25 protein-coding genes and 4 tRNA genes are annotated in these 18,913 nt (G+C 45.9%); 15 read left to right on the forward strand and 14 right to left on the reverse strand.

Annotated elements, in window-relative coordinates; all coding sequences use genetic code 11:
* Positions 1 to 55: 55 nt before the first annotated feature.
* The 5 genes from IT398_00975 to IT398_00995 all read left to right on the forward strand — a co-directional run bounded on the left by IT398_00975 (position 56) and on the right by IT398_00995 (position 2,289).
* Complete coding sequence (locus IT398_00975; protein MCC6290629.1) at positions 56 to 592, forward strand: hypothetical protein; 537 nt, start codon at positions 56 to 58, stop codon at positions 590 to 592.
* On the forward strand, positions 582 to 1,097 hold the full coding sequence (locus IT398_00980) for a hypothetical protein (protein MCC6290630.1): 516 nt from the start codon (positions 582 to 584) through the stop codon (positions 1,095 to 1,097). The genes IT398_00975 and IT398_00980 overlap by 11 nt, the downstream gene beginning before the upstream one ends.
* The gene (locus tag IT398_00985) at positions 1,094 to 1,384 is read left to right on the forward strand and encodes a hypothetical protein (GenBank protein MCC6290631.1); all 291 of its coding nucleotides are present in this window, start codon (positions 1,094 to 1,096) and stop codon (positions 1,382 to 1,384) included. The genes IT398_00980 and IT398_00985 overlap by 4 nt, the downstream gene beginning before the upstream one ends.
* 158 nt (positions 1,385 to 1,542) lie before the next feature.
* Complete coding sequence (locus IT398_00990; protein ID MCC6290632.1) at positions 1,543 to 2,052, forward strand: hypothetical protein; 510 nt, start codon at positions 1,543 to 1,545, stop codon at positions 2,050 to 2,052.
* A gap of 12 nt (positions 2,053 to 2,064) precedes the next feature.
* Positions 2,065 to 2,289, forward strand: a complete 225-nt coding sequence (locus tag IT398_00995) for a hypothetical protein (GenBank protein MCC6290633.1) — start codon at positions 2,065 to 2,067, stop codon at positions 2,287 to 2,289.
* A gap of 80 nt (positions 2,290 to 2,369) precedes the next feature.
* Here the strand turns inward: IT398_00995 and IT398_01000 are convergent.
* Positions 2,370 to 2,441: transfer RNA gene (locus tag IT398_01000), tRNA-Arg, on the reverse strand.
* Positions 2,442 to 2,445: 4 nt separating this feature from the next.
* A tRNA-Val gene (locus IT398_01005) sits at positions 2,446 to 2,517 on the reverse strand.
* 28 nt (positions 2,518 to 2,545) lie between these two features.
* On the opposite strand from IT398_01005, the gene IT398_01010 reads away from it, so the two are divergent.
* The 4 genes from IT398_01010 (at position 2,546) to IT398_01025 (ending at position 4,331) form a co-directional block, all read left to right on the forward strand.
* Positions 2,546 to 3,193 carry an RluA family pseudouridine synthase gene (locus IT398_01010; protein MCC6290634.1) on the forward strand — a complete coding sequence of 216 codons (648 nt, stop codon included), beginning with the start codon at positions 2,546 to 2,548 and terminating at the stop codon, positions 3,191 to 3,193.
* A 21-nt stretch (positions 3,194 to 3,214) separates the two neighbouring features.
* Positions 3,215 to 3,604: a 50S ribosomal protein L19 gene (gene rplS / locus IT398_01015; protein ID MCC6290635.1), complete on the forward strand. Its 390-nt coding sequence runs from the start codon at positions 3,215 to 3,217 to the stop codon at positions 3,602 to 3,604.
* 19 nt (positions 3,605 to 3,623) lie between these two features.
* A tRNA-Leu gene (locus tag IT398_01020) sits at positions 3,624 to 3,707 on the forward strand.
* 90 nt (positions 3,708 to 3,797) lie between these two features.
* On the forward strand, positions 3,798 to 4,331 hold the full coding sequence (locus IT398_01025) for a hypothetical protein (protein MCC6290636.1): 534 nt from the start codon (positions 3,798 to 3,800) through the stop codon (positions 4,329 to 4,331).
* A gap of 60 nt (positions 4,332 to 4,391) precedes the next feature.
* On the opposite strand, the gene IT398_01030 is transcribed toward IT398_01025, so the two are convergent.
* Entirely contained in the window at positions 4,392 to 4,634 is a 243-nt protein-coding gene (locus IT398_01030) for a 30S ribosomal protein S20 (protein MCC6290637.1), read from the reverse strand.
* Positions 4,635 to 4,701: 67 nt separating this feature from the next.
* Between IT398_01030 and ruvA the strand changes: the two genes are divergently transcribed.
* From ruvA to mutM, 3 genes are read left to right on the forward strand one after another with little or no spacing between them, the layout of a single operon-like run.
* A complete protein-coding gene (gene ruvA / locus IT398_01035) occupies positions 4,702 to 5,274 on the forward strand; it encodes a Holliday junction branch migration protein RuvA (GenBank protein ID MCC6290638.1) in 573 nt (190 codons plus the stop codon).
* Positions 5,275 to 6,471, forward strand: coding sequence for a UDP-N-acetylmuramoyl-L-alanyl-D-glutamate--2,6-diaminopimelate ligase (locus IT398_01040; protein MCC6290639.1), 1,197 nt, complete (start codon positions 5,275 to 5,277; stop codon positions 6,469 to 6,471).
* Positions 6,449 to 7,261, forward strand: a complete 813-nt coding sequence (mutM, locus tag IT398_01045; protein ID MCC6290640.1) for a DNA-formamidopyrimidine glycosylase — start codon at positions 6,449 to 6,451, stop codon at positions 7,259 to 7,261. The genes IT398_01040 and mutM overlap by 23 nt, the downstream gene beginning before the upstream one ends.
* Positions 7,262 to 7,505: 244 nt before the next feature.
* Here mutM and IT398_01050 read toward each other — a convergent pair whose 3' ends face one another.
* Entirely contained in the window at positions 7,506 to 7,976 is a 471-nt protein-coding gene (locus IT398_01050) for an RNA methyltransferase (protein ID MCC6290641.1), read from the reverse strand.
* Here IT398_01050 and IT398_01055 point away from each other — a divergent pair.
* A complete protein-coding gene (locus tag IT398_01055) occupies positions 7,966 to 8,298 on the forward strand; it encodes a hypothetical protein (protein MCC6290642.1) in 333 nt (110 codons plus the stop codon). The two genes, IT398_01050 and IT398_01055, sit on opposite strands and share 11 nt — an antisense overlap.
* Before the next feature lie 16 nt (positions 8,299 to 8,314).
* On the opposite strand, the gene IT398_01060 is transcribed toward IT398_01055, so the two are convergent.
* The 10 genes from IT398_01060 to IT398_01105 form a co-directional block, all read right to left on the reverse strand.
* Positions 8,315 to 8,387 (reverse strand) — tRNA-Lys (locus IT398_01060).
* A 17-nt stretch (positions 8,388 to 8,404) separates the two neighbouring features.
* Positions 8,405 to 8,749 carry a hypothetical protein gene (locus IT398_01065; GenBank protein ID MCC6290643.1) on the reverse strand — a complete coding sequence of 115 codons (345 nt, stop codon included), beginning with the start codon at positions 8,747 to 8,749 and terminating at the stop codon, positions 8,405 to 8,407.
* The gene (locus IT398_01070) at positions 8,733 to 9,308 is read right to left on the reverse strand and encodes an RNA polymerase sigma factor (GenBank protein MCC6290644.1); all 576 of its coding nucleotides are present in this window, start codon (positions 9,306 to 9,308) and stop codon (positions 8,733 to 8,735) included. The genes IT398_01065 and IT398_01070 overlap by 17 nt, the downstream gene beginning before the upstream one ends.
* Positions 9,309 to 9,330: 22 nt before the next feature.
* Complete coding sequence (locus IT398_01075) at positions 9,331 to 9,861, reverse strand: hypothetical protein (GenBank protein ID MCC6290645.1); 531 nt, start codon at positions 9,859 to 9,861, stop codon at positions 9,331 to 9,333.
* Positions 9,862 to 9,864: 3 nt separating this feature from the next.
* A complete protein-coding gene (gene xth, locus IT398_01080; protein MCC6290646.1) occupies positions 9,865 to 10,641 on the reverse strand; it encodes an exodeoxyribonuclease III in 777 nt (258 codons plus the stop codon).
* A 1-nt stretch (position 10,642) separates the two neighbouring features.
* Positions 10,643 to 11,233, reverse strand: coding sequence for a uracil-DNA glycosylase (locus tag IT398_01085; GenBank protein ID MCC6290647.1), 591 nt, complete (start codon positions 11,231 to 11,233; stop codon positions 10,643 to 10,645).
* A complete protein-coding gene (locus tag IT398_01090; protein MCC6290648.1) occupies positions 11,211 to 11,696 on the reverse strand; it encodes an MgtC/SapB family protein in 486 nt (161 codons plus the stop codon). The genes IT398_01085 and IT398_01090 overlap by 23 nt, the downstream gene beginning before the upstream one ends.
* A 722-nt stretch (positions 11,697 to 12,418) precedes the next feature.
* Positions 12,419 to 14,731 (reverse strand): hypothetical protein, encoded by a 2,313-nt coding sequence (locus IT398_01095; protein MCC6290649.1) that lies wholly within the window; start codon positions 14,729 to 14,731, stop codon positions 12,419 to 12,421.
* The gene (gene tsaE / locus IT398_01100) at positions 14,700 to 15,131 is read right to left on the reverse strand and encodes a tRNA (adenosine(37)-N6)-threonylcarbamoyltransferase complex ATPase subunit type 1 TsaE (GenBank protein MCC6290650.1); all 432 of its coding nucleotides are present in this window, start codon (positions 15,129 to 15,131) and stop codon (positions 14,700 to 14,702) included. The genes IT398_01095 and tsaE overlap by 32 nt, the downstream gene beginning before the upstream one ends.
* Before the next feature lie 71 nt (positions 15,132 to 15,202).
* Positions 15,203 to 15,766: a hypothetical protein gene (locus tag IT398_01105; GenBank protein ID MCC6290651.1), complete on the reverse strand. Its 564-nt coding sequence runs from the start codon at positions 15,764 to 15,766 to the stop codon at positions 15,203 to 15,205.
* 142 nt (positions 15,767 to 15,908) lie between these two features.
* Here IT398_01105 and IT398_01110 point away from each other — a divergent pair, with 142 nt between their 5' ends.
* Both IT398_01110 and ruvB read left to right on the forward strand, forming a co-directional pair.
* Positions 15,909 to 17,606, forward strand: coding sequence for a type II/IV secretion system protein (locus tag IT398_01110; GenBank protein MCC6290652.1), 1,698 nt, complete (start codon positions 15,909 to 15,911; stop codon positions 17,604 to 17,606).
* A gap of 227 nt (positions 17,607 to 17,833) precedes the next feature.
* Complete coding sequence (ruvB, locus tag IT398_01115) at positions 17,834 to 18,844, forward strand: Holliday junction branch migration DNA helicase RuvB (GenBank protein MCC6290653.1); 1,011 nt, start codon at positions 17,834 to 17,836, stop codon at positions 18,842 to 18,844.
* Positions 18,845 to 18,913 lie beyond the last annotated feature (69 nt).

Raw genomic sequence — 18,913 nt, forward strand, 5'->3', positions numbered from 1 at the left:
CGCCAATCACTCCGCTATGCCACCGCGGTAGGACTCGCCTTGCGATCAAAATAAAATGATTAACTTACTAACCCCTGAACGTCAACAAGAACTCCTTAAAGAATACCGTCATCGCCGACGTAGAGTAGCCAGCACTCTCGCTCTAATTGGTTTTGGAATAGCCTTACTCTTACTCGTGATCCTCTTCTCCCGTCTGCAAGCAACCAAGAAAGAGGTGAGCGCATTGATAGCGCAGACCCCGAGTAAAGAGACGAACGATAACGATCTAGCGCTTAAGGAGGCCACCCGCACCTTAGTAATTGCACGGAATGTAAAAAAATCCTCAGCTACCGCTTGGTGGGAGGCCGTTTTTCCCAATCGGACATCTGGACTCATAATCACCGATTGGCAGTGGTTTGCCGACAACACCAGTGGCCCGGCTCACGTCTCAATCGCTGGTCGCGCCAGTCAGAGACAAGCTTTAATTGATTTTGTCACCACCCTAAAACAGGATAAAATCTTTAGTACTGTTGAATCACCTATTTCTAATCTTATTAAGAATCGTGATCTCGATTTCACAATCGAACTAACCATCAACCCAGATGAAAAATAGTCTTCTAATTATCAATCTTGTTGTGATCTTAACAATTGCCGCGTCTTTTTTCTTCGGTAAGCAGGAGTTTAATAAATTGAAACAAAGCTACGCCGAGCTTAATGAAAACAACCTAAGTTTAGCTTCCCAAGAACAATCGACGCGCCTTCTTGAGAAAACGGCTGCTGATCGAAAAATAATTTCCCTCGCCATTATTACCGCCGAAGACTTACCAGACTTTATTGAACAATTGGAAAATTTAGCAACCGAAACTGGCGCAGAGATCAATCTCGCGCGAGTAGACGACGCCAACGAAAACAACCCGAATATCAATCTAGATTTTGATCTTAACGGTAGCTACCAATCGCTAGCCCATTTTACCCTTCTTCTTGAGTCTCTCCCGTTCCAAATCAGAATTGACCAGATCGCCTTCAACCGCAATAGTGTGACAGAAAACAAAAAAAGTTTACCCACCTGGCGCGCCCATTTCACAATCGAATTACTTAATTCCCAAACAAAAAAATGAAAAAAATCAACTGGAAACTCAACTCTTTCAGGCCCCAACGTGACTGGCTCATCTTGCTGGTTATTACCGCACTGACAATAATCGCTATTTTCCTTATTTACTTCTACCTCAACAATCTAATCAAGACTCTACCAGAAAGCCAAACGCCGGTGGCGGACACCGCCAGTTCTACACCCAGATTAACCGCCGAGGAATTACATAAATACGCGAATGAGATTGACGCAAGAGGAACCAAGTTCGAATCCTTACTCCAATCACCGCCCAAAATTTCTGACCCATCGATCTAGTGATTCCTTGTGGATATTTACAAAAACACGTGACCCCCTGCCTAATACTTGACAGAGTTAACATAATGTGATAACCTGCCACAGTTCTTAGTCGTATGACTAGGATAGGGTGTATACGTTCCCCCACTAACGTATGAGTACATTGAAAGGAGTGTCGTATGACACGCGAGAATGAAGAATTCCTAGTCGATGGCGGGCCGTCGAAGCTCGATCTCATGCTTTCTCTGTTCGACACAGATATGGGAATGCGGACGCTGAAGTTTCACACGCCTCAATGGGTTCACACCCACAATACGTATGAACTCACTGTTCAGATTACTTCGGCTCGTCGGCGTAATCCGGCGGCGACCCTATGGGAAATCGAGGGAATCGTGGAGACCCCGAGGTACTACAAGCAAGAAAATGTCCGAGTCTCCATCTACTACCTCTCGGACATCCGAGAAGGTCGCGCGAGATTTGAGGAAGGATCCCAAACGCACGGTATCATGGAGACTCCGGATGACGCGAGTCGAGCGAGGGCGCTCATGATTATCATCGGTAGGATGGTGGCCATCGCCCAGAATCACGGGGACTTGCCAGAGGAATTCTACGAACAGTTCGAAAAGGCAAAACCCATCAGTTGGGCCAAGGATCACAAATCTTTGACTGAAGCGATCAAAAACATCTGAAAGGATGACGTCATGAACAAATCACGCGGCAAGTGGTATATCTCCTTCACATGGCACAATGACTTCGAGCCTCGCGGTGGAACCACAGAGCACGAAGAAATTCCGCTCGAAGCAACCACTAAAAATGCCGCGATTGCTGAAGCACATGCGGTTGTGTCTTCGGGTAAGAACATCAAAACGTCATGCGGCGAAATGCCCGTTCCCAAAGACTACAACGTGATTTACAAAACACGGTGAGTCGGAAGGAGCTCCGAACAGGGCGACCAAGGCAATAGCCAAGGTCGCCCTTTCTTTTTGTCTAAATTATTACCAGTCTGTGCCCTCGGCAGGAATCGAACCTACATATCCGGCTTAGAAGTCCGGAGTTCTATCCATTGAACTACGAGGGCATTGTGGGCGATAAGGGATTTGAACCCCTGACCTTCGCTGTGTAAAAGCGCTGCTCTACCACTGAGCTAATCGCCCGCACTCCTTACTATGCTATGATGACGACGTGAAAATAGCAATGATTTACGAGGATAAAAACATTTTGATTGTAAACAAACCGGCTGGTTTGGAGGTATATGACCTGGAGACAGAGTTGAAGAAAAAATATCGCAAAATTCAACTTGCACACCGACTGGACAAAGATACAAGTGGGCTAATCATTCTGGCGAAAAATGAGAAAACCTATGAATGGATCAAAGAACAGTTTAAGGAACGAAGAGTGAAAAAAACTTACCGCGCCATCGCAAGCGGTGTACTTAAACCAGAGTCCGGGAGGCCAACAGGCACGGTAAGCGCACCTATCGGTCGTCACCCTCGCGACGCCAGGAAGAGAGTCGCGGGCGGTCAAGCTACGGGCGAGAAGCGCGAAGCCATCACCCATTACCAGATTCTGGAAAATTTTAAAAACCACACTTACCTCGAGGTGCGGCCCCAGACTGGGCGAACGCACCAGATTCGCGTTCATCTGCAGCATCTTGGTTATCCGATTCTTGGTGACAAGCTCTACGCCCCCGCTCGAAAGGGTGATACCCCCACCAAACGCCAAATGCTTCACGCCCATAAATTAAGATTCGTTTTACCAGACGGTGGAGAAAAAGAATTTACCGCTCCTCTCCCCGGCGACTTCAAGAAAGCGCTTGCCGAATTGGGGTGACCGTGCTAGATTGTAACCCTAATGATTAACGAAAAAAGAGCAAAACTAGATCTCCGTTCAGGCTATACCGTTCGTGTCTGGCAAAAGATTCAGGAAAAGGGAAAAACTCGCTTACAGGCTTTCGAGGGTCTAATCCTTTCTCGCAAACACGGCCAGGAGCCGGGGGCAACATTCACCGTGCGTCGCGTCGTGGGTGGCATTGGCGTAGAGAAAGTCTTCCCACTCTATTCACCGAATATTGATCGAATTGAGGTTGTGAAAAAAGCTCGCGTTCGTCGATCTAAACTCTATTACGTACGCGAGAAAGCGGCCAAGGAAATCCGCCGTCAAATGCGCAACTATGTGATCGTCAAGCCAGAAGAGGCGGTAAAGAAAGAGGCACCAACGGAAGAAACAGTCGTTGCGGCTTAATTTGTTATAATTGAAACCTGCGCGGGTGGCGAAACTGGCAGACGCACTACCTTGAGGTGGTAGCGCCCGCAAGGGCATGGAGGTTCAAATCCTCTCCCGCGCACACTTGACTTTTCTTGTTTTTCTGATAGTTATATCAATAGTCAGATCATTGTGATTTTGGCAAAAATTACCCTTCCTCAAGGAGATTCCAGTGTCTGCATGGGAAATTGTATGGCCGTGTGTCGGTATTCTTGTAATTGGCTTGGTTTCCGGCTTCTACATCGGGCAATTCTGCAGAAACAAGATCCCAATCATTGATTGGGGCCACCGATGCTTTGTCGTTCCAAACGAGCGTGCCACCAAGGTACTGCTCGCCCTACTAAAGCCGCTTGGGCTAAGGGAGAACTTTACTTTCTCTCCTGGAAAAACTAACCAGACGGTCCTCAATGACGGCACCACAGTTTTTGTCTGGTTTGATGAATCAGTGCCAATTGAGCTACAGAAGAAGAACGGTATATCGATCGTAACGAAAAATCCACAAGCAGAGGCTCTGAGGTGGGGTAAAGAACTTCAAGCGCGCGGTTATTGCTGCGTCATTCGAGACGATGTCTTTCCTCCAAAATGGAGCAACAAGGTTGTGGTTCTGGAAACCAACGCGCTCGTCAATTCCGTGATTGTCTTTCGTCGTCATTCTCTCGACATGGGTGGGAGGCCGGGTCTACGAAAAATCACGTCCGAGTGGTAATTCACGAACAACCCCCCAACACGATTGTGTTGGGGGGTTAATTTTGCTCGAAAGTAGAAGTTACTTGGCAACCCTCAACAACCTCGCCAATCTTGCTTTCTTTCTCGCGGCGTTGCTCTTCTTAATTATCCCCCGCTTCATTGCCTTATCAATTGCTTGGTATGCGGCAGGAAGGAGCTTATCCGACGGAGCTTTGATAAAAATCTTCACCGCATCACGCATCGTCTTCTGGCGACGGAGATTGAACACGCGCTTGCGCGCCGAACTACGAATTGCCTTCTTGGCTGACTTGATGATTGCCATAATCTAGTTGAGTAAGGCAAGTATAGACGAAATGGGAAAAAAGGCAAATTTTTGCTATATTGACGGGATGATTGGGCAACTGACTGGGCAAGTGTCACACAGGGGCGACCGGTTTGTGATTCTGGAAGTGGCCGGTGTAGGCTACCACGTTAATCTTTCCTCAGAAACACTGAAGCGGGTGGAAAAAGAACAAAGCGGTGTTAAATTCTGGACTTATTTAGCGGTTAGGGAAAACGCTTTGGATCTATATGGTTTTCTCGAACGGCGGGAGTTGGAATTTTTTGAGCTGTTGATTTCCGTCTCAGGAATTGGTCCGAAAAGTGCAATCACCATCCTCTCTCTCGCCCCGCCAGAAACTTTAGAAAAAGCGATTACCTCCGGCGATGCCGGTTACCTGACGAAGGTTTCTGGGATCGGCAAGAAAAGTGCAGAGAAAATTGTGTTGGAGTTGAAAGATAAGTTGGGCAGTATCGCGGGTTTAAGCGACTCTGAACTACGCGGTGAAAGCGAGGCAATCGAAGCCCTCCAAGCTCTTGGTTACTCGCTTCGAGAAGCGCGTGAGGCATTAAAAAATGTCCCCGACACTATTATTGACACCGGTGAGAAAGTAAAACAAGCCCTGAAAAAATTGGGTAAATAAATGTTCGAAAAATTAAAAAAAATTTACCACTACAGTCTCGCGCTCGCCGGAGCGCTTATTTATCAATTTCCATCACGGAAAATTAAGGTGATCGCCGTAACCGGAACAAAAGGAAAAACTAGTACAGTAGAAATTATCAACGCCATCCTAGAAGAAGCCGGCTATCAGACGGTAATTTCTTCCACCTTACGTTTTAAGGTTGGTGAAGAATCCGTAAATAATCGACGGAAGATGACGATGCCCGGACGTTTATTCTTACAGAAGATACTGCGTCGCGGTGTGAACGCTGGTTGTGACTATGCAGTTGTTGAGATGACAAGCGAGGGGGCCAAGCAATTTCGACATAAGTTTATCGAGCTAGATGCCCTTGTGTTCACAAACATCGCCCCAGAGCACATCGAGTCTCACGGTTCTTATGAAAACTACCTAAAGGCTAAGTTGGCAATAGCCCACCAACTATCTCGATCAAAAAAATCCCCCCGATTTATCGTCGTCAACGGGGACGACAAAGAACATACGAAATTCCTCCAAGCCGCAGGTAAAGATGCCCAGAAAGTTGTGTATAAACTAAGTGACAACGAAACGCTAAAGCTGCACACCAGACTGCCCGGAGAATTCAACCTTTATAATGTTCTAGCTGCCGCCCGCTTGGCAGAGACACAGGGTGTGGGACCAGAAATCATCCAAGAGACTCTAAATAATTTCGCTGGGATTCGTGGTCGAATGGAACCGGTCGGGCGACAGGAATTTGATGTCATTGTTGATTATGCCCACACGCCGGATTCACTTCGTGCGGCCTACAAGGCACTGAACAACAAAAGAAAAATCTGCGTCCTCGGTGGCACTGGTGGTGGCCGCGACCATTGGAAGCGGCCACTGATGGGCCAGATCGCTAGCGAAAATTGTGACCGAATCTTTCTGACCGATGAGGATCCCTACGACGAAAACCCAGAGGAAATCGTGAAACAGGTTGCCTCGGGCATCAAGTCAAATAATTACAAAGTAATAATGGACCGTCGTGAAGCAATTCGTGAAGCGGTGAGAATTGCCCAACCAGGTGACGTGATAATTATCACTGGTAAAGGCACCGACCCCTACATTATGGGCGCAAATGGTAAAAAAACACCGTGGGATGACGCCACGGTCGCCCACGAAGAACTTGAAAAATTAAGAGATGCCCGAACTACCAGAAGTTGAGACGCTTAGACGCGAGCTCGCGATAATTGCCGGCAAGAGAATCAAGTCGACAACTGTCTTTTCTCGTCAATTAGAGAACAAAAAAATACTCGGCCTAGACCGGCGGGCCAAGATATTGATTATTACTCTTTCTGATAAACGAAAGCTGCTTATCCATCTCAAGATGACTGGTCAACTTATTTTTGTCCCCAAGAAGGGCCAAGTCATACTTGGTGGCCACCCACAGGAAAACCCATTCAAATATACTCGCGCTATTTTTGAATTCACCGATAAATCAAAGCTGTATTTCAACGATTTACGTAAATTTGGTTGGATAAAATTGCTAAATGAATCGGAAACAGAAAACATTTTAAACAAACATGGCGTAGAGCCACTTAGCAGAGACTTCACCCTATCGCACTTCCAAAGTTTACTGAAAAAGTATCCGAATCGGAAAATAAAGCAATTCCTCCTAGACCAGAGTCTCATCGCTGGTTTGGGAAATATCTACGTGGATGAAAGTTGTTTCTCGGCCAAAATTCTTCCAACCAGAATTGTCAAAAGTTTAACTCCAGTGGAACGAAAAAACCTACACTCCGGAATCGTAAAGATCCTTAAGCTTTCCGTTAGTAAAAAGGGAACTTCGGCAAAAAATTACGTACGAAGCGACGGAACCAAGGGCGGTTTCGTCCCCTATCTCAAAGTTTACGGCCGAAAAGGTGAAGGGTGTAAGCGCTGTAAGAAAACGGCAATCACAAAAATAAAACTTGCTGGCAGGGGCACGCATTTCTGCAAGAATTGCCAGAAATAAAAAAGCTGGGGATTTCTCCCCAGCCGATTGAGTCTGTTTGGACACTCACTGTCAACCCGCAACTGAGCGCATGCTCCGAAGAACACGATTGAATAGTTGTGTGACTCGGTTGTCCAAAGTTCACTCCATCTGTCCACAAGGATAACAAACTCACAGAAATTGTCAAGGGATTTTATTGTTTTGCGGTTTCTCATGCCAAAAAAGCTATGTTTAGAGCCATGTTCTTGGGTCGTATGTAAAATGACTAAACGTTTAGAAGTCTGAAAATCGCAATCCCTGCCGCCACGCCCACGTTCAACGACTCTTTCTCTCCCCTCATCGGAATCTCAATAACATGGTCACAAAGTTGGATAATTTCTGGATCAACCCCGCCAACTTCGTTGCCGAGAATCAGAGCAATATCACCATCAAATTTTGCCTTCCTGTAATCAACCGCTCTCCTGTCTTGTTCCAGCGCGACAATCTCAAAATTTTCTTTTTTCAGTTTTGAAATTAGGGTTTCCAAATTATCAAACTTTCTCCATTCCATAATTTTCTCTGCGCCCAGTGCCGTTTTGGCAATTTCTTTATTTACCCGCTCAAACTTATCTTTAGGCATTGGTGTATAGCCAGTGAGATAAACCTTCTTAAGCCCCGCCCCTTCCGCGGTTCGGAAAATCGAACCCACATTGTGAGCACTTCGAATATTGTGTAAAATGAGAACAATGTTAAGCATATTTCCTGCTCTGTTAACTGGTAGTCTGGCGGCTCCCACTATCTTGCGTCTAGTGGCCAGTCTAATTCTTATCCAGCACGGCCATCAGTCGACCCAAATGAACGAGGGAAAACGCCGTTGGGCTGGCGCAATCGAAATAGCGCTCGCCTTTTTGCTTCTCATTGGTCTCTTTACCCAACCCGTCGCGCTTGTTCTCGCTATTCTAATTACAGCAAGACCAGATAAACAAATCCTCGTCACCGCCCGCCTTTTGATGATTACCGTTTTACTCTCACTGGTTTTAACCGGCCCAGGCCTCTTTGCCTTTGATCTACCCCTCTAGCTTTTTAAAAAGCATGTGCTCCGTGCAGGAATCGAACCTGCGACCGTTTGCTTAAAAGGCAACTGCTCTACCAACTGAGCTAACGGAGCAACAGGGCTTACTATACTCAAACAGTAGTGAAATGTCTACGAAGCTTGATGTTATTAAAAATATCTCGGGCAAGCAAAAGACTGAAAAAGAATAGCCCAGCCAACAAAAATTGAACCAGATATTCCGTTTCAAGAACGGACGACACAATATAGCGAGAACCGCTGAAAAGGCCCCCCGTGAGGACGGCGTTGGCGAAAACATTACGAATAGATACCATCAGTGAAACTACCCCGACAAGACCGACAAAAACAGCGAGTCTTACCCATACAGAGAGAAACACCCCTTTCAATCGATGTAAGAAAAGTATCCGGGCCATAATTTCGGCCTGATTAACCTGATTAAAATTAAGTGACTGGGACATAGGTCTGGAGAAGCTTGCGAGCTCGATGAAGACGAGTACGAATGGTACCAATAGAAGCCCCCTCCAATCTCGCCACCTCCTCTTGCGAATAACCCTCGACCAAATGAAGCTCAGCCACACGACGTAAAATTTTCGGTAAACGTGAAATTAAGACGAGGAGGTCATTGAAGGCCCAGCGTGACTCGTGTGATAAAATTTTCTCATCGGGAGCAAGGGCCAGCAACTCTGGATCAAGAGTAGAAAAAAATTCCTTCTCTCTTTTTTCCCTACGATAAACTGTGAAACAGGTATTGAGAAAAATGCGATAAGCCCAAGAACGGAAAGATGCTCCTGGTCTCGCTTGAAATTTTCTGGCGTTTAGATAAATCTTGACCAAAGCATCCTGCACCGCATCAGTGAGAACATCTTCATCCTTGATAATATTCCGACCCTTACGGAAGAAAGCTGGCTCATAACGGGCCACCAGTTCGGCGAAACATTGCGGCTCGCCGATAGAGCGAGCCAACAACGCTTCGTCTGATTGGTAATCGTTCGACCTCACACTATTGATAACATTCATCACTACGAAATATTACAACAAATCAAACTGTGAGTAAAAAGAGTTCTAGCTCCAAGGAAAAATCGCGACCCTCTTCACGTTTGGTGTCATGCCAAAGTCGAACTAGTCTAGAAGAAAGCCCGCTATCTCGCAATTTCCGCACTTGCCACCAGAGCGAACGCCAGAAAACTTCTTCTGCCGATACGCCAAAAGCGAGCGCCTTCTGGTAACCCAACCACAACCGGGCTCGATCGCGTTTAACTAGAGAGTTAGAGAGGGCAAAGAAGTCAAAATCGACACTTTTCTCAACTTCTTGTCGAAGCCATAAAACAATCGTCTCACTTTTTTCAATCCTCTCTCTTTCTGAATCAGTTAATTCCTCAATGTCACGTAAGATAATTATATTCTTCTCTCCGAATAAACTTATCCCCGACGCGAGTAATTCCTCAAACTTACCCTTCTCCACCAGCCAATTCTCATTATCAAACTTATTAAGTGTGCCTGTCGGATTTTTTTTCTTAAACTGCTGCAGTGCACGCTCCAGTTTGTTTTGATCACTGAAAAGATAGAGCATGAATTACAAGTCAATTTCTAAACCAACCGGACAATGATCCGAACCCAAAACATCACTTAAAATAAATGCCCCGCCAAGCTTATTTTCCAAATCTTTACTGGCATAAAAATAATCGATCCGCCAGCCAACATTACGATCACGCGCCCGAGTTTTCTGATCCCACCAGGTATACTGCTCCAACTTCTTCGGGTAAAAGTGTCGAAATGTATCGGTAAAACCAGCGGTAGATAATTTATCCAACCATTCTCGCTCGATTAACATAAAGCCCGAATTATTCACATTCTCTTTTGGTCGAGCCAAATCTATTTCACCGTGAGCCGTATTCACATCACCACAGAAAATGACCGGTTTCTTCAGCTTTTTAATATAATTTAAAAACTCGCCATAAAACCGCAATTTAAAATCTAACCGCTCGTCGCTGGCACCACCGTTTGGGAAATAAATATTAAGAAAAACAAAGTCATCATATTCTAATTCTATTACCCGACCCTCTTTGCTCAATAAACTACTCTTTCCGAAATCCGTTTTGATTTTTTTCGGCAAGAAATTCTTCTTCACAAAACAGGCCACCCCACTATAACCTTTCTTCTCGCTCGCCCCATGCCAGAAGCTTACATAATTATCCGGCTCAAGAAGGGCTGAGCTTAGCACGGAATGATCGCTGACTTTCGTTTCTTGAATTGCCACAATCTGTGCACCACACCCCTCCAACCATGATAAAAATCCCTTCCGCTCCGCGGCCCGAACACCATTCACATTCCAAGAAATAAAAGTTTTCATCTTATAGGACTTTCAGTTTGCTAAAGTCCTCCTTCAAAGTATCCAATAATGATCGATTGTAAATGGCGGCGGCCGGATGATAGAGCGGTAGAATTCTCACTTTACCATAAGTAATTTCTGTCTCAAAAAGCTGGCCGTGCATCTGACCAATACTGCGTAAAACGTCCCCAAGGCCAAACCTGGTCATAATATATTGCATTGAGAAACGTCCCAGCGTAGCGATTATTTTGGGTCGAATGATTTCAATTTGTCTGTCCAAAAAAGGCCCGTAAACTTCTATCTCCCCCGGAGTTGGGTCCCGATTTTCCGGTGGACGATCTTTCACAATATTCGTAACATAAACTGAGGCTCTCGGAATATTTACACTGGCCAGAAGTTCATCGAGTAATTTACCTGACGCACCGCAGAAAGGTTTCCCCGTTGCCGCTTCGTTACGCCCTGGAGCTTCACCTACAAACATAATCTGTGCTTCGTGACTACCCTCGCCAATCACTGGTAAATTTTTATTAGAAATTCGAAAGGTATACAGTGGCGAATCTTTTAAAGTTAGAATCTCGTCACGGATTTGTTTAAGACTTTCCGTTTTCGTCATAACCGATACCACCAGATGTAAGCTTCTGCTCTAGTGACCAAAAAACGGTAAAAATAAGCAGAGTGAGAATACTCACAAGAAGACCAAGAGTGAAAAAACCGAAACCAATCGCCATGCCAATTCCGGACGAAACCCAGATCCCGGCTGCCGTGGTTAAACCACTCAATTTGCGCGCTCCATCACGGAAAATAATGGAACCCGCACCGAGAAATCCGATACCAACCACAATCTGCGAGGCAACACGGAGCGGATCAAAACTGCGAATTCCTTGGGCAATGTACTGTTGGGCGACTAAGGTGGAAACGATGATAAAGAGAGCCGAGCCAAGAGAGACGAGGGCGTAAGTACGCATACCGGCTGTTTTACCCGCCAGCGTCCTCTCAATCCCAAGTGCCCCACCCAGAACCACGGCTAGGACCAGCTTGATGATAATGTCCCAGTTAGATGAAACGGTTACTAGCATAGACTAGATTATACCAGACCTTACGGTGGGGAGGAATTGGGAACGAGTTATACTTTATCCCCAGTAAAAAACATTGCGTTTGCTTGTGTCAGGAAAACCACTTTGTTATAATGTTAGGAGTGAATTTTGAAAATTAGGTTTTTTCTCCGTTTGGTTTGGTAAACCAGGCACACAAGGGGGCACAGCAATTCAGTAGCCGTAAGAACACCAAGAAAGTTTCGCACGGTACTGGGACAAGATGATTCGTCATTAAGTCTCGGCTTACCACTGGGATGAGTTAGCCGAAAGGCTACCTTGTCCAGTGCTGTGCAAAGTTTTGTTGGTGTTTTTTGTTTCGCAGTACACCCCAACTTTCGCGAAAGTTAGGCAAGCACCGGTCGACTAGGGCGCAGAGAAAACTGCTGATTATTAAGACCTAATTTTAGTCAAATGACTATTTGCAGGCCATTCATTACCTTGCGTAATGGACGCGTGTTATTCGCATCTGAAGTAGGACGCAAGGCGTTCTGCTTCGATGTTGACAAAGAAAGACCGAAAAAGCCCCCGAAGCTTTTAAAAGCTAAGGAGGTCTAGTTCGGAATCCATTGAAATACCGCTTTCGTCTGACGGGGGCGGTATTTCTTGTTCACTTATATACTAACAACACGTCGCCGTCCCTGTCACTGTTTATAACTACTGGAAAGCCGCTTGAATTGTAAGTCAATACTGTTATGTCCTCAAACCTATTCCGCCTCCGCCCAGTTTGGTCCAGACTTAGCATTGACGACCAGCGGAACACCAATATTGGCCGCCCCTTCCATTGTCTGTTTAATTATTGGTAAGACCTCGTCCACTTTTTCATTTTTTATTTCATAAATCAGTTCATCGTGAACCTGAAGCAAGAGGTGAACACTTTCCCTCCAACCCCCTTTTTCAATCAATTCGTCTATCTGTTTCATTGCCATCTTCACAATATCCGCGGCCGTACCCTGAAGCGGAGCGTTGACGGCCATTCTCTCACTCATCGCCCGCAGGAACGGTAAACGCGACTTAATACTGGGAAAATATCGTCTCCGACCAAAAAAAGTTTCAGTGTAACCATTTTTTCTTGCAAAAGTTTTCACTGACTCGAAATAGTTTCTAATCGTGGGAAAGGCGGCAAAATAATCATCATAGAATTTTTGAGCCGTGGCGCGATCTGTCCCCAGATTGGCCCGCAAGGCGTTCACGCCCATGCCATAAATAATCCCGAAGTTAATCACCTTGGCATGGCGACGCATTTCTTTTGTCACCTCATTCGCTGAAACCTTGAAAACCTTCTGCGCCACAGAAGTATGGACATCCTCACCAGTTGCAAAAATTTTCTGTAATTCCTGATCACCAGAAAGAGCAGCAAGGACACGCATTTCAATTTGTGAATAGTCTAATGCGCACCAAGTATACCCGGGCGACGCGAGAAAAGCGCGCCGAATAGCCTGACCATGAGTCTCGCTCGCTGGAATGTTTTGCAAGTTGGGATCAGTGGAAGACATCCTTCCGGTTGTCGAACCAGTCTGATTAAGCGTGCTGTGCAGGCGGCTATTCTCATCTACCAGTTTTGGCAAACTATCAATATAGGTAGACAATAACTTCTGCAATTCTCGGTAGGCGAGGATATCGGTAATCACCGGATGCTCACTCTGTAATTTCAACAGTTCTGATTCTTTGGTCGAGCGTGCGCCACCAGCCGTCTTCTTGCCGGTTTTAAGAAGCAGTTTGTCAAACAAAATTTCTGCTAACTGTTTCGGTGAATTAAGATTAAACTTCTCACCTACTGCTTGATAAATCTTGCCCTCCAGCTTGGTCAGCTCCGCATGATAACCCACGGAGAGATTACCGAGATAAACCCTGTCCACGAGAATCCCCCGTTCCTTAGCGTGTTTAACTATCGGTATAAGAGGCAATTCAATTTCCCGATAAACTTTTTCCAAATTATTCCGCTTGATTTCCTCTAGAACCTTTTTCGCACCACCAAGTTTTTCTAAATCCTCCGTCGTTGCGGTTGTTTTCTCTGAATCCAGTAGCCAGACGGCAATCGCCAAATCACGGCCCAGTTCCTTTTTTTCTGTTTCTTTTTCTTTATTAATGACCACCAACTTCTCACCCAAAGCAGCTCGAACGCGCGTGCCAAGTGTCCTGAACTCCAGTTTTGCAAATAGGGCATCAACTTTTGCCAAATCTAGATTTTCTTTCCAGGTTTTTTCAGGTATAGAAAATTTAATTTTTGCATCCCGCCGAATGGTCGCCAACGTTTTAGAAAAAACAGCCTCCTCTTCCCCCTCACGCAACAATTTAATTACCCTTTCGGTTAAACCTGCTTCCTTAAACTTTTTCTCACCATCTTTTGCTCTCAGTCTTTTGTAAATTTCTTCCACTGTGCCAAACTTCGTAATCAGAATGGTCGCCGTCTTTTCTCCAATCCCGTTAATTCCGATAATATTGTCAGAGGGGTCGCCACGCAAGCCCTTCCAGTCGGGGAGTAATTCTGGGCCGAACCCAAACCGCTCTTTCACTTTTTCCTCGTCATACAGGATAGTATCGTTGATTCCCTTTTTAAGTGTGTAAACTAAAACTTTTTTATCATCCACAAGTTGCAATGTGTCCATATCACCAGAAGCAATCACCACTTGTAAATTTTTTTGACCTCTCATCTCCTCTACAATCGTGCCAATGATATCGTCGGCTTCAAAGCCCGCCAAGTCGTATACAGGAATACCAAATGTAGTGAACAAATCCCGTGAAGTCTCCATCTGCTTCACCAATTCTGTATCGGCCTTCACGCGCCCCGCTTTATATTGATCATAAACTTGCTTCCGGAAAGTGGCCTCGGCGCGATCATAGCAAGCAATCAGGTAATCAGGCTTTAAATCATTCACAATTTTAATCAACATCGCGGCGATACCATAAAGTCCGCCAGTTGGTTCTCCGGCACTATTTTTAAAATCCGGCAAAGCGTGATAGGCGCGATGAAGAATCGCGTGAGCGTCAAGCAATATTAATTTGACGGGTGTTTTCATCGATGAATTTAAAATAAATTGTCCTCGTTCCGTTCAAAATATCAGCTACACGTTCAGCCCACTCGATTAGAATTAAGTTACTAGGGTCTCTGGTCAATTCTTGAAAACCCAATTTTGACAACTCGCTCCCATTTTCCAATCGGTAGGCATCAATATGAACGAGCTTCTGAAATTTTTGACCAGTCAACCGATAAATCTTTTCGATCACAAAAGTTGGACTGGTTATTACCCCAGTTAAACCAAGCTCATGTGCCAAATTCTGGACGAAAGTTGTTTTACCAGAACCAAGTTCGCCACTTAGGCCGATAATCGTAGCCATCTGATTTTCTGGCTTCAGCTTATCCAGGAAATCTCGTGCCACTTCTGCGGTCTCCTTAACGCTTTTACTCAAAATTTCCACCAACCGATTTTAACATAAAAATAGCCCCCGACATGATTGTCGGGGGCTCGTTTCAGAATCACGGAAAACTCTCAGTCGTCGAACTCCGTGAAGCGTCCATACTCATCAAACTTAAGTTTGACGGTGTCGTGCTTCTCCACTTCCTCATCGTGCTTCTCCAGGTGCTTGAAGATGATCCAGCGTACCTCAAGTTTCACCTTCTTGAGAGCGCCCGTGTCGCCATGGTAATCACGGGACACAATCTGAAGTCTGACTCGGTTAACCTCACTCAGTCCTCGAGAGAAAACAAACTTACTGCGAGCCAGTTCCTCAAGCTGGTTTTCGTCCCAATTCACGATCGATATATCCGGTCGCAATTTTGGTTGGCGAATCACCACAACCGAGGAACTGCCACCGTAATAAACTGGAGGTTGGTAGGTGTAGGTTGGCTGCCGATAGTAGCCACCCCAGTAACCGCCGCCCCCAACGTAGTAGGGTGAACGACAGCCCGAAGAAAGGAACGATGGTCGAACACCCCCCCAATAATTACCCCCATAGCGATATCCTGAACCACAATTCGAGCGGTGGCCGGCCAGGGCCGGCGCGGTTGCGAGGGAAAGCACAAATAAACAACAAACTGTAAAAGATCTTTTCATGGCTTGTTTTCCTTTCTGGGTCTTAGCCCAAAAGCCATTGTTCTACTTGACTATTCCAAGTATAGCATATACGGATTTAAATGTCAACTATCCGAGTTTTGCCTTGTTTATACAACCTAAAAAAGCTAGGATGGAGAAATAAATGATCACCTTCAGAGACACTGGGGAAACAAAGAAACTGGAAGAACTTCACAGTCACGAAGCAGAGGCGCTCGCAGAAATGCTATCAGGAAAATATCAGCTACCGTACATTGACCTATCTAAATTCCCCATCAATACTGATGCCCTGCGTCTAATACCCGAAAGTGAAGCCCGGAAAAGTGCTCTGGCGGCTTTTAAAATTAACGGTAAGAATATTTTCCTCGTTACAATCTCTCCCGAAAGGATAGAAACAAAAAATACCCTCAGTGAATTACGTGATAAAGGCTACCATCTCAATCTCTATCTAGCCTCCCAAGCGAGTCTGGATCGCGCTTGGTCCCGCTACAGCGAGATATCTCGCTCAACGCGGACAGAGGCTGGCGTAATCGACATTTCAAATGAGGCTATCGCCAACTTCACCAAACAAATCAGCGACATCGATAGTTTGAATCGTTTATTCTCATCTGAGGGCTTATCTGCTCTCGCCGCTGGTGGTATCTCTAACTTGTTAGAAGTAATTCTTGCCGGTGGCATTGTAACTCTCGCCTCCGATATCCATCTTGAACCGGAGGCCGATCGTGTGCGCTTACGTTTCCGTTTAGACGGCGTGCTCCACGATATTAGCTTCCTCCCTCAAAAACTTTACGCCCAAATTGTCTCGCGTGTGAAGCTCCTTTCGGGACTGAAACTAAATGTCCAGAAATCCGCCCAAGACGGTCGTCTGAGTATCCGGCTCGATGGTACTGATATTGAAATCCGTACTTCAATTTTGCCTGGCGCCTACGGTGAATCAATCGTACTACGTTTACTTAATCCAGAAACGATTAATGTCACTTTTGAAACTTTGGGCATTGAGCCAGCCCTGTTTAAAATCGTCGAGAGAGAAATCACTAAACCAAACGGTATGATCCTCCTAACCGGGCCGACTGGTTCTGGTAAAACAACTACCCTTTACTCCTTCCTTCGAAAAATTTCTACCGGTGAAAACAAAACCATTACCATTGAAGATCCGATTGAATATCACCTACCTGGAATCAGCCAAACCCAAGTTAATCCAGATAAAAATTATACTTTCCTAACCGGGCTCCGTAGCGCCCTTCGTCAAGACCCAGACATCATAATGGTTGGAGAAATCAGAGACAAAGAAACGGCAAAAATTGCCATTAACGCTTCCCTAACTGGACACCTCGTCTTCTCCACCCTCCACACCAACAATGCGGCTGGCACAATTCCAAGATTGATTGACCTAGATGTGAACCCTAAAATTATTGACTCCGCGCTTAATATCTCAATGGCACAACGCCTGGTTCGAAACCTCTGTCCAGCGTGCAAAGAAGAAAGCACTCCCACTCCCACCGAAACGAAGCTACTGCTCGCCGTCCTCGAATCGATTAAGGAAAAACGGCCAGAAATTCCCCTCCCCACAGCAAACCGGTTGTGGCGAGCAAAGGAAGGTGGCTGTGCCGCGTGCAATCATATTGGTTACAAGGGGCGACAAGGGGTCTTCGAAGCAATTCTAATTGACGAACGAGTGGCTCCCCTCCTAGTAAGTAATCCGAATGAACGCGAGATAAAAATCGCTGCTCGACCGCAGGGAATTCTAGATATGCGTCAGGACGGTGTCTTAAAGGTCCTTGCGGGAGCGACCTCATTAGAGGAGCTGGCGCGAGTGGTAGATGTAAATGAAGAAGTTATCTAGTTCACCGACAATCAAGAACATAAACCTCTAAGCAAACCTTCGACGTAAACGCCGAAGTGAGGTAAAACCGAAAGGATAGAGAAAGCAAAACAACCGAAGTTATGAAACTGTCTCGTCCTCCTGGAAAAACCCGTTTAAACCCGGAAGAGCTTAGTTGCTTAGAGGTTTATGGTCTGGATTAGTGTCAAACTAACGAACCACGGCCATGCTAGCATAAAACAATTTAAATGTCAATAGGCAAAGAAAACGGTGGACAAGATTGGTTTCTTGATAGCGCTCTCCGACCAAGCACTTGGAGCGACTATATTGGACAGAAACACATCAAAGATAACCTGCAAATCCTCCTTGCGGCGGCCAAAGAACGCTCCCAACCACCAGAACATCTACTCTTCTACGGTCCACCTGGGCTAGGTAAAACCACTCTTGCTCATTTAATCGCTAAAGAAATTGGCGCCCAACTTAAAATCACCTCCGGTCCAGCGATTGAGCGCGTGGGTGATCTTGCTTCCATCCTCACCAATCTTGCCGCGGGCGACATGCTCTTCATCGACGAAGTACACCGTCTCAACAAGATGATTGAAGAAATTCTTTACCCGGCAATGGAATCTGGAAAACTAAATATCGTCATCGGTAAGGGGCCGGGAGCGAGAGTCATTCAATTAGACTTACCGCCGTTTACCCTTGTCGCTGCTACGACTCGCCCAGCACTGCTCTCGGCACCACTTCGTTCACGTTTCGGTGGGGGCACGTTTCGCCTAGATTTTTATTCCGAAAACGAAATCCGGGATATCATCAAACGATCGGCCGAGATTCTGGGTATGAAACTAGACGACGAGGCAGCGCTGGAGATTGCTAGACGTTCGCGTTTTACCCCACGAATTGCCAATCAATTCTTAAAACGTTGCCGCGATCTAGCTCAATTGCGCGGACAATCAATCAGCAAACAGGTCGCCCGTGAAGCCCTAACACTGATGGGAATTGATGAACTAGGATTATCGGAAAACGATCGGAAGATTCTGGCCACAATTATCGAAAAATTTAACGGTGGGCCAGTTGGTGTTTCAACTATCGCTACCGCAACGCACGAAGAAGACGCGACTATCGAAGAGGTTCACGAACCCTATCTGATTCAACTTGGAATGCTGGAACGAACTCCTCGCGGCCGTCAAGCAACTCGCCACGCCTACGATCATCTGGGCTTTGACTGGCCAGAAAACAGGCAAGGGAAGCTCTTGTAAAAAGTTAAAACAAAACCCCCCACTGCGGTTATTACCACAGTGGGGGGTTGCTTTACTAAACACCGAAAG

This window comes from Candidatus Nomurabacteria bacterium, assembly GCA_020847275.1.
GTDB lineage: Bacteria > Patescibacteriota > Minisyncoccia > Phycocordibacterales > JACOZG01 > JADLCI01.

What these genes read in the sequence shown, in the direction of transcription:
- IT398_01030 (MCC6290637.1), bottom strand. Translation starts at nt 4,634, where the DNA reads ATGGCAATCATCAAGTCAGCCAAGAAGGCAATTCGTAGTTCGGCGCGC.
- IT398_01050 (MCC6290641.1), bottom strand. Translation starts at nt 7,976, where the DNA reads ATGCTTAACATTGTTCTCATTTTACACAATATTCGAAGTGCTCACAAT.
- IT398_00975 (MCC6290629.1), top strand. Translation starts at nt 56, where the DNA reads ATGATTAACTTACTAACCCCTGAACGTCAACAAGAACTCCTTAAAGAA.
- IT398_01070 (MCC6290644.1), bottom strand. Translation starts at nt 9,308, where the DNA reads ATGAATGTTATCAATAGTGTGAGGTCGAACGATTACCAATCAGACGAA.
- IT398_01085 (MCC6290647.1), bottom strand. Translation starts at nt 11,233, where the DNA reads ATGACGAAAACGGAAAGTCTTAAACAAATCCGTGACGAGATTCTAACT.
- IT398_00990 (MCC6290632.1), top strand. Translation starts at nt 1,543, where the DNA reads ATGACACGCGAGAATGAAGAATTCCTAGTCGATGGCGGGCCGTCGAAG.
- ruvA (MCC6290638.1), top strand. Translation starts at nt 4,702, where the DNA reads ATGATTGGGCAACTGACTGGGCAAGTGTCACACAGGGGCGACCGGTTT.
- IT398_01040 (MCC6290639.1), top strand. Translation starts at nt 5,275, where the DNA reads ATGTTCGAAAAATTAAAAAAAATTTACCACTACAGTCTCGCGCTCGCC.
- IT398_00985 (MCC6290631.1), top strand. Translation starts at nt 1,094, where the DNA reads ATGAAAAAAATCAACTGGAAACTCAACTCTTTCAGGCCCCAACGTGAC.
- rplS (MCC6290635.1), top strand. Translation starts at nt 3,215, where the DNA reads ATGATTAACGAAAAAAGAGCAAAACTAGATCTCCGTTCAGGCTATACC.
- IT398_01055 (MCC6290642.1), top strand. Translation starts at nt 7,966, where the DNA reads ATGTTAAGCATATTTCCTGCTCTGTTAACTGGTAGTCTGGCGGCTCCC.
- mutM (MCC6290640.1), top strand. Translation starts at nt 6,449, where the DNA reads ATGCCCGAACTACCAGAAGTTGAGACGCTTAGACGCGAGCTCGCGATA.
- IT398_00995 (MCC6290633.1), top strand. Translation starts at nt 2,065, where the DNA reads ATGAACAAATCACGCGGCAAGTGGTATATCTCCTTCACATGGCACAAT.
- IT398_00980 (MCC6290630.1), top strand. Translation starts at nt 582, where the DNA reads ATGAAAAATAGTCTTCTAATTATCAATCTTGTTGTGATCTTAACAATT.
- ruvB (MCC6290653.1), top strand. Translation starts at nt 17,834, where the DNA reads ATGTCAATAGGCAAAGAAAACGGTGGACAAGATTGGTTTCTTGATAGC.
- IT398_01075 (MCC6290645.1), bottom strand. Translation starts at nt 9,861, where the DNA reads ATGCTCTATCTTTTCAGTGATCAAAACAAACTGGAGCGTGCACTGCAG.
- IT398_01065 (MCC6290643.1), bottom strand. Translation starts at nt 8,749, where the DNA reads ATGTCCCAGTCACTTAATTTTAATCAGGTTAATCAGGCCGAAATTATG.
- IT398_01105 (MCC6290651.1), bottom strand. Translation starts at nt 15,766, where the DNA reads ATGAAAAGATCTTTTACAGTTTGTTGTTTATTTGTGCTTTCCCTCGCA.
- IT398_01095 (MCC6290649.1), bottom strand. Translation starts at nt 14,731, where the DNA reads ATGAAAACACCCGTCAAATTAATATTGCTTGACGCTCACGCGATTCTT.
- IT398_01110 (MCC6290652.1), top strand. Translation starts at nt 15,909, where the DNA reads ATGATCACCTTCAGAGACACTGGGGAAACAAAGAAACTGGAAGAACTT.
- IT398_01090 (MCC6290648.1), bottom strand. Translation starts at nt 11,696, where the DNA reads ATGCTAGTAACCGTTTCATCTAACTGGGACATTATCATCAAGCTGGTC.
- xth (MCC6290646.1), bottom strand. Translation starts at nt 10,641, where the DNA reads ATGAAAACTTTTATTTCTTGGAATGTGAATGGTGTTCGGGCCGCGGAG.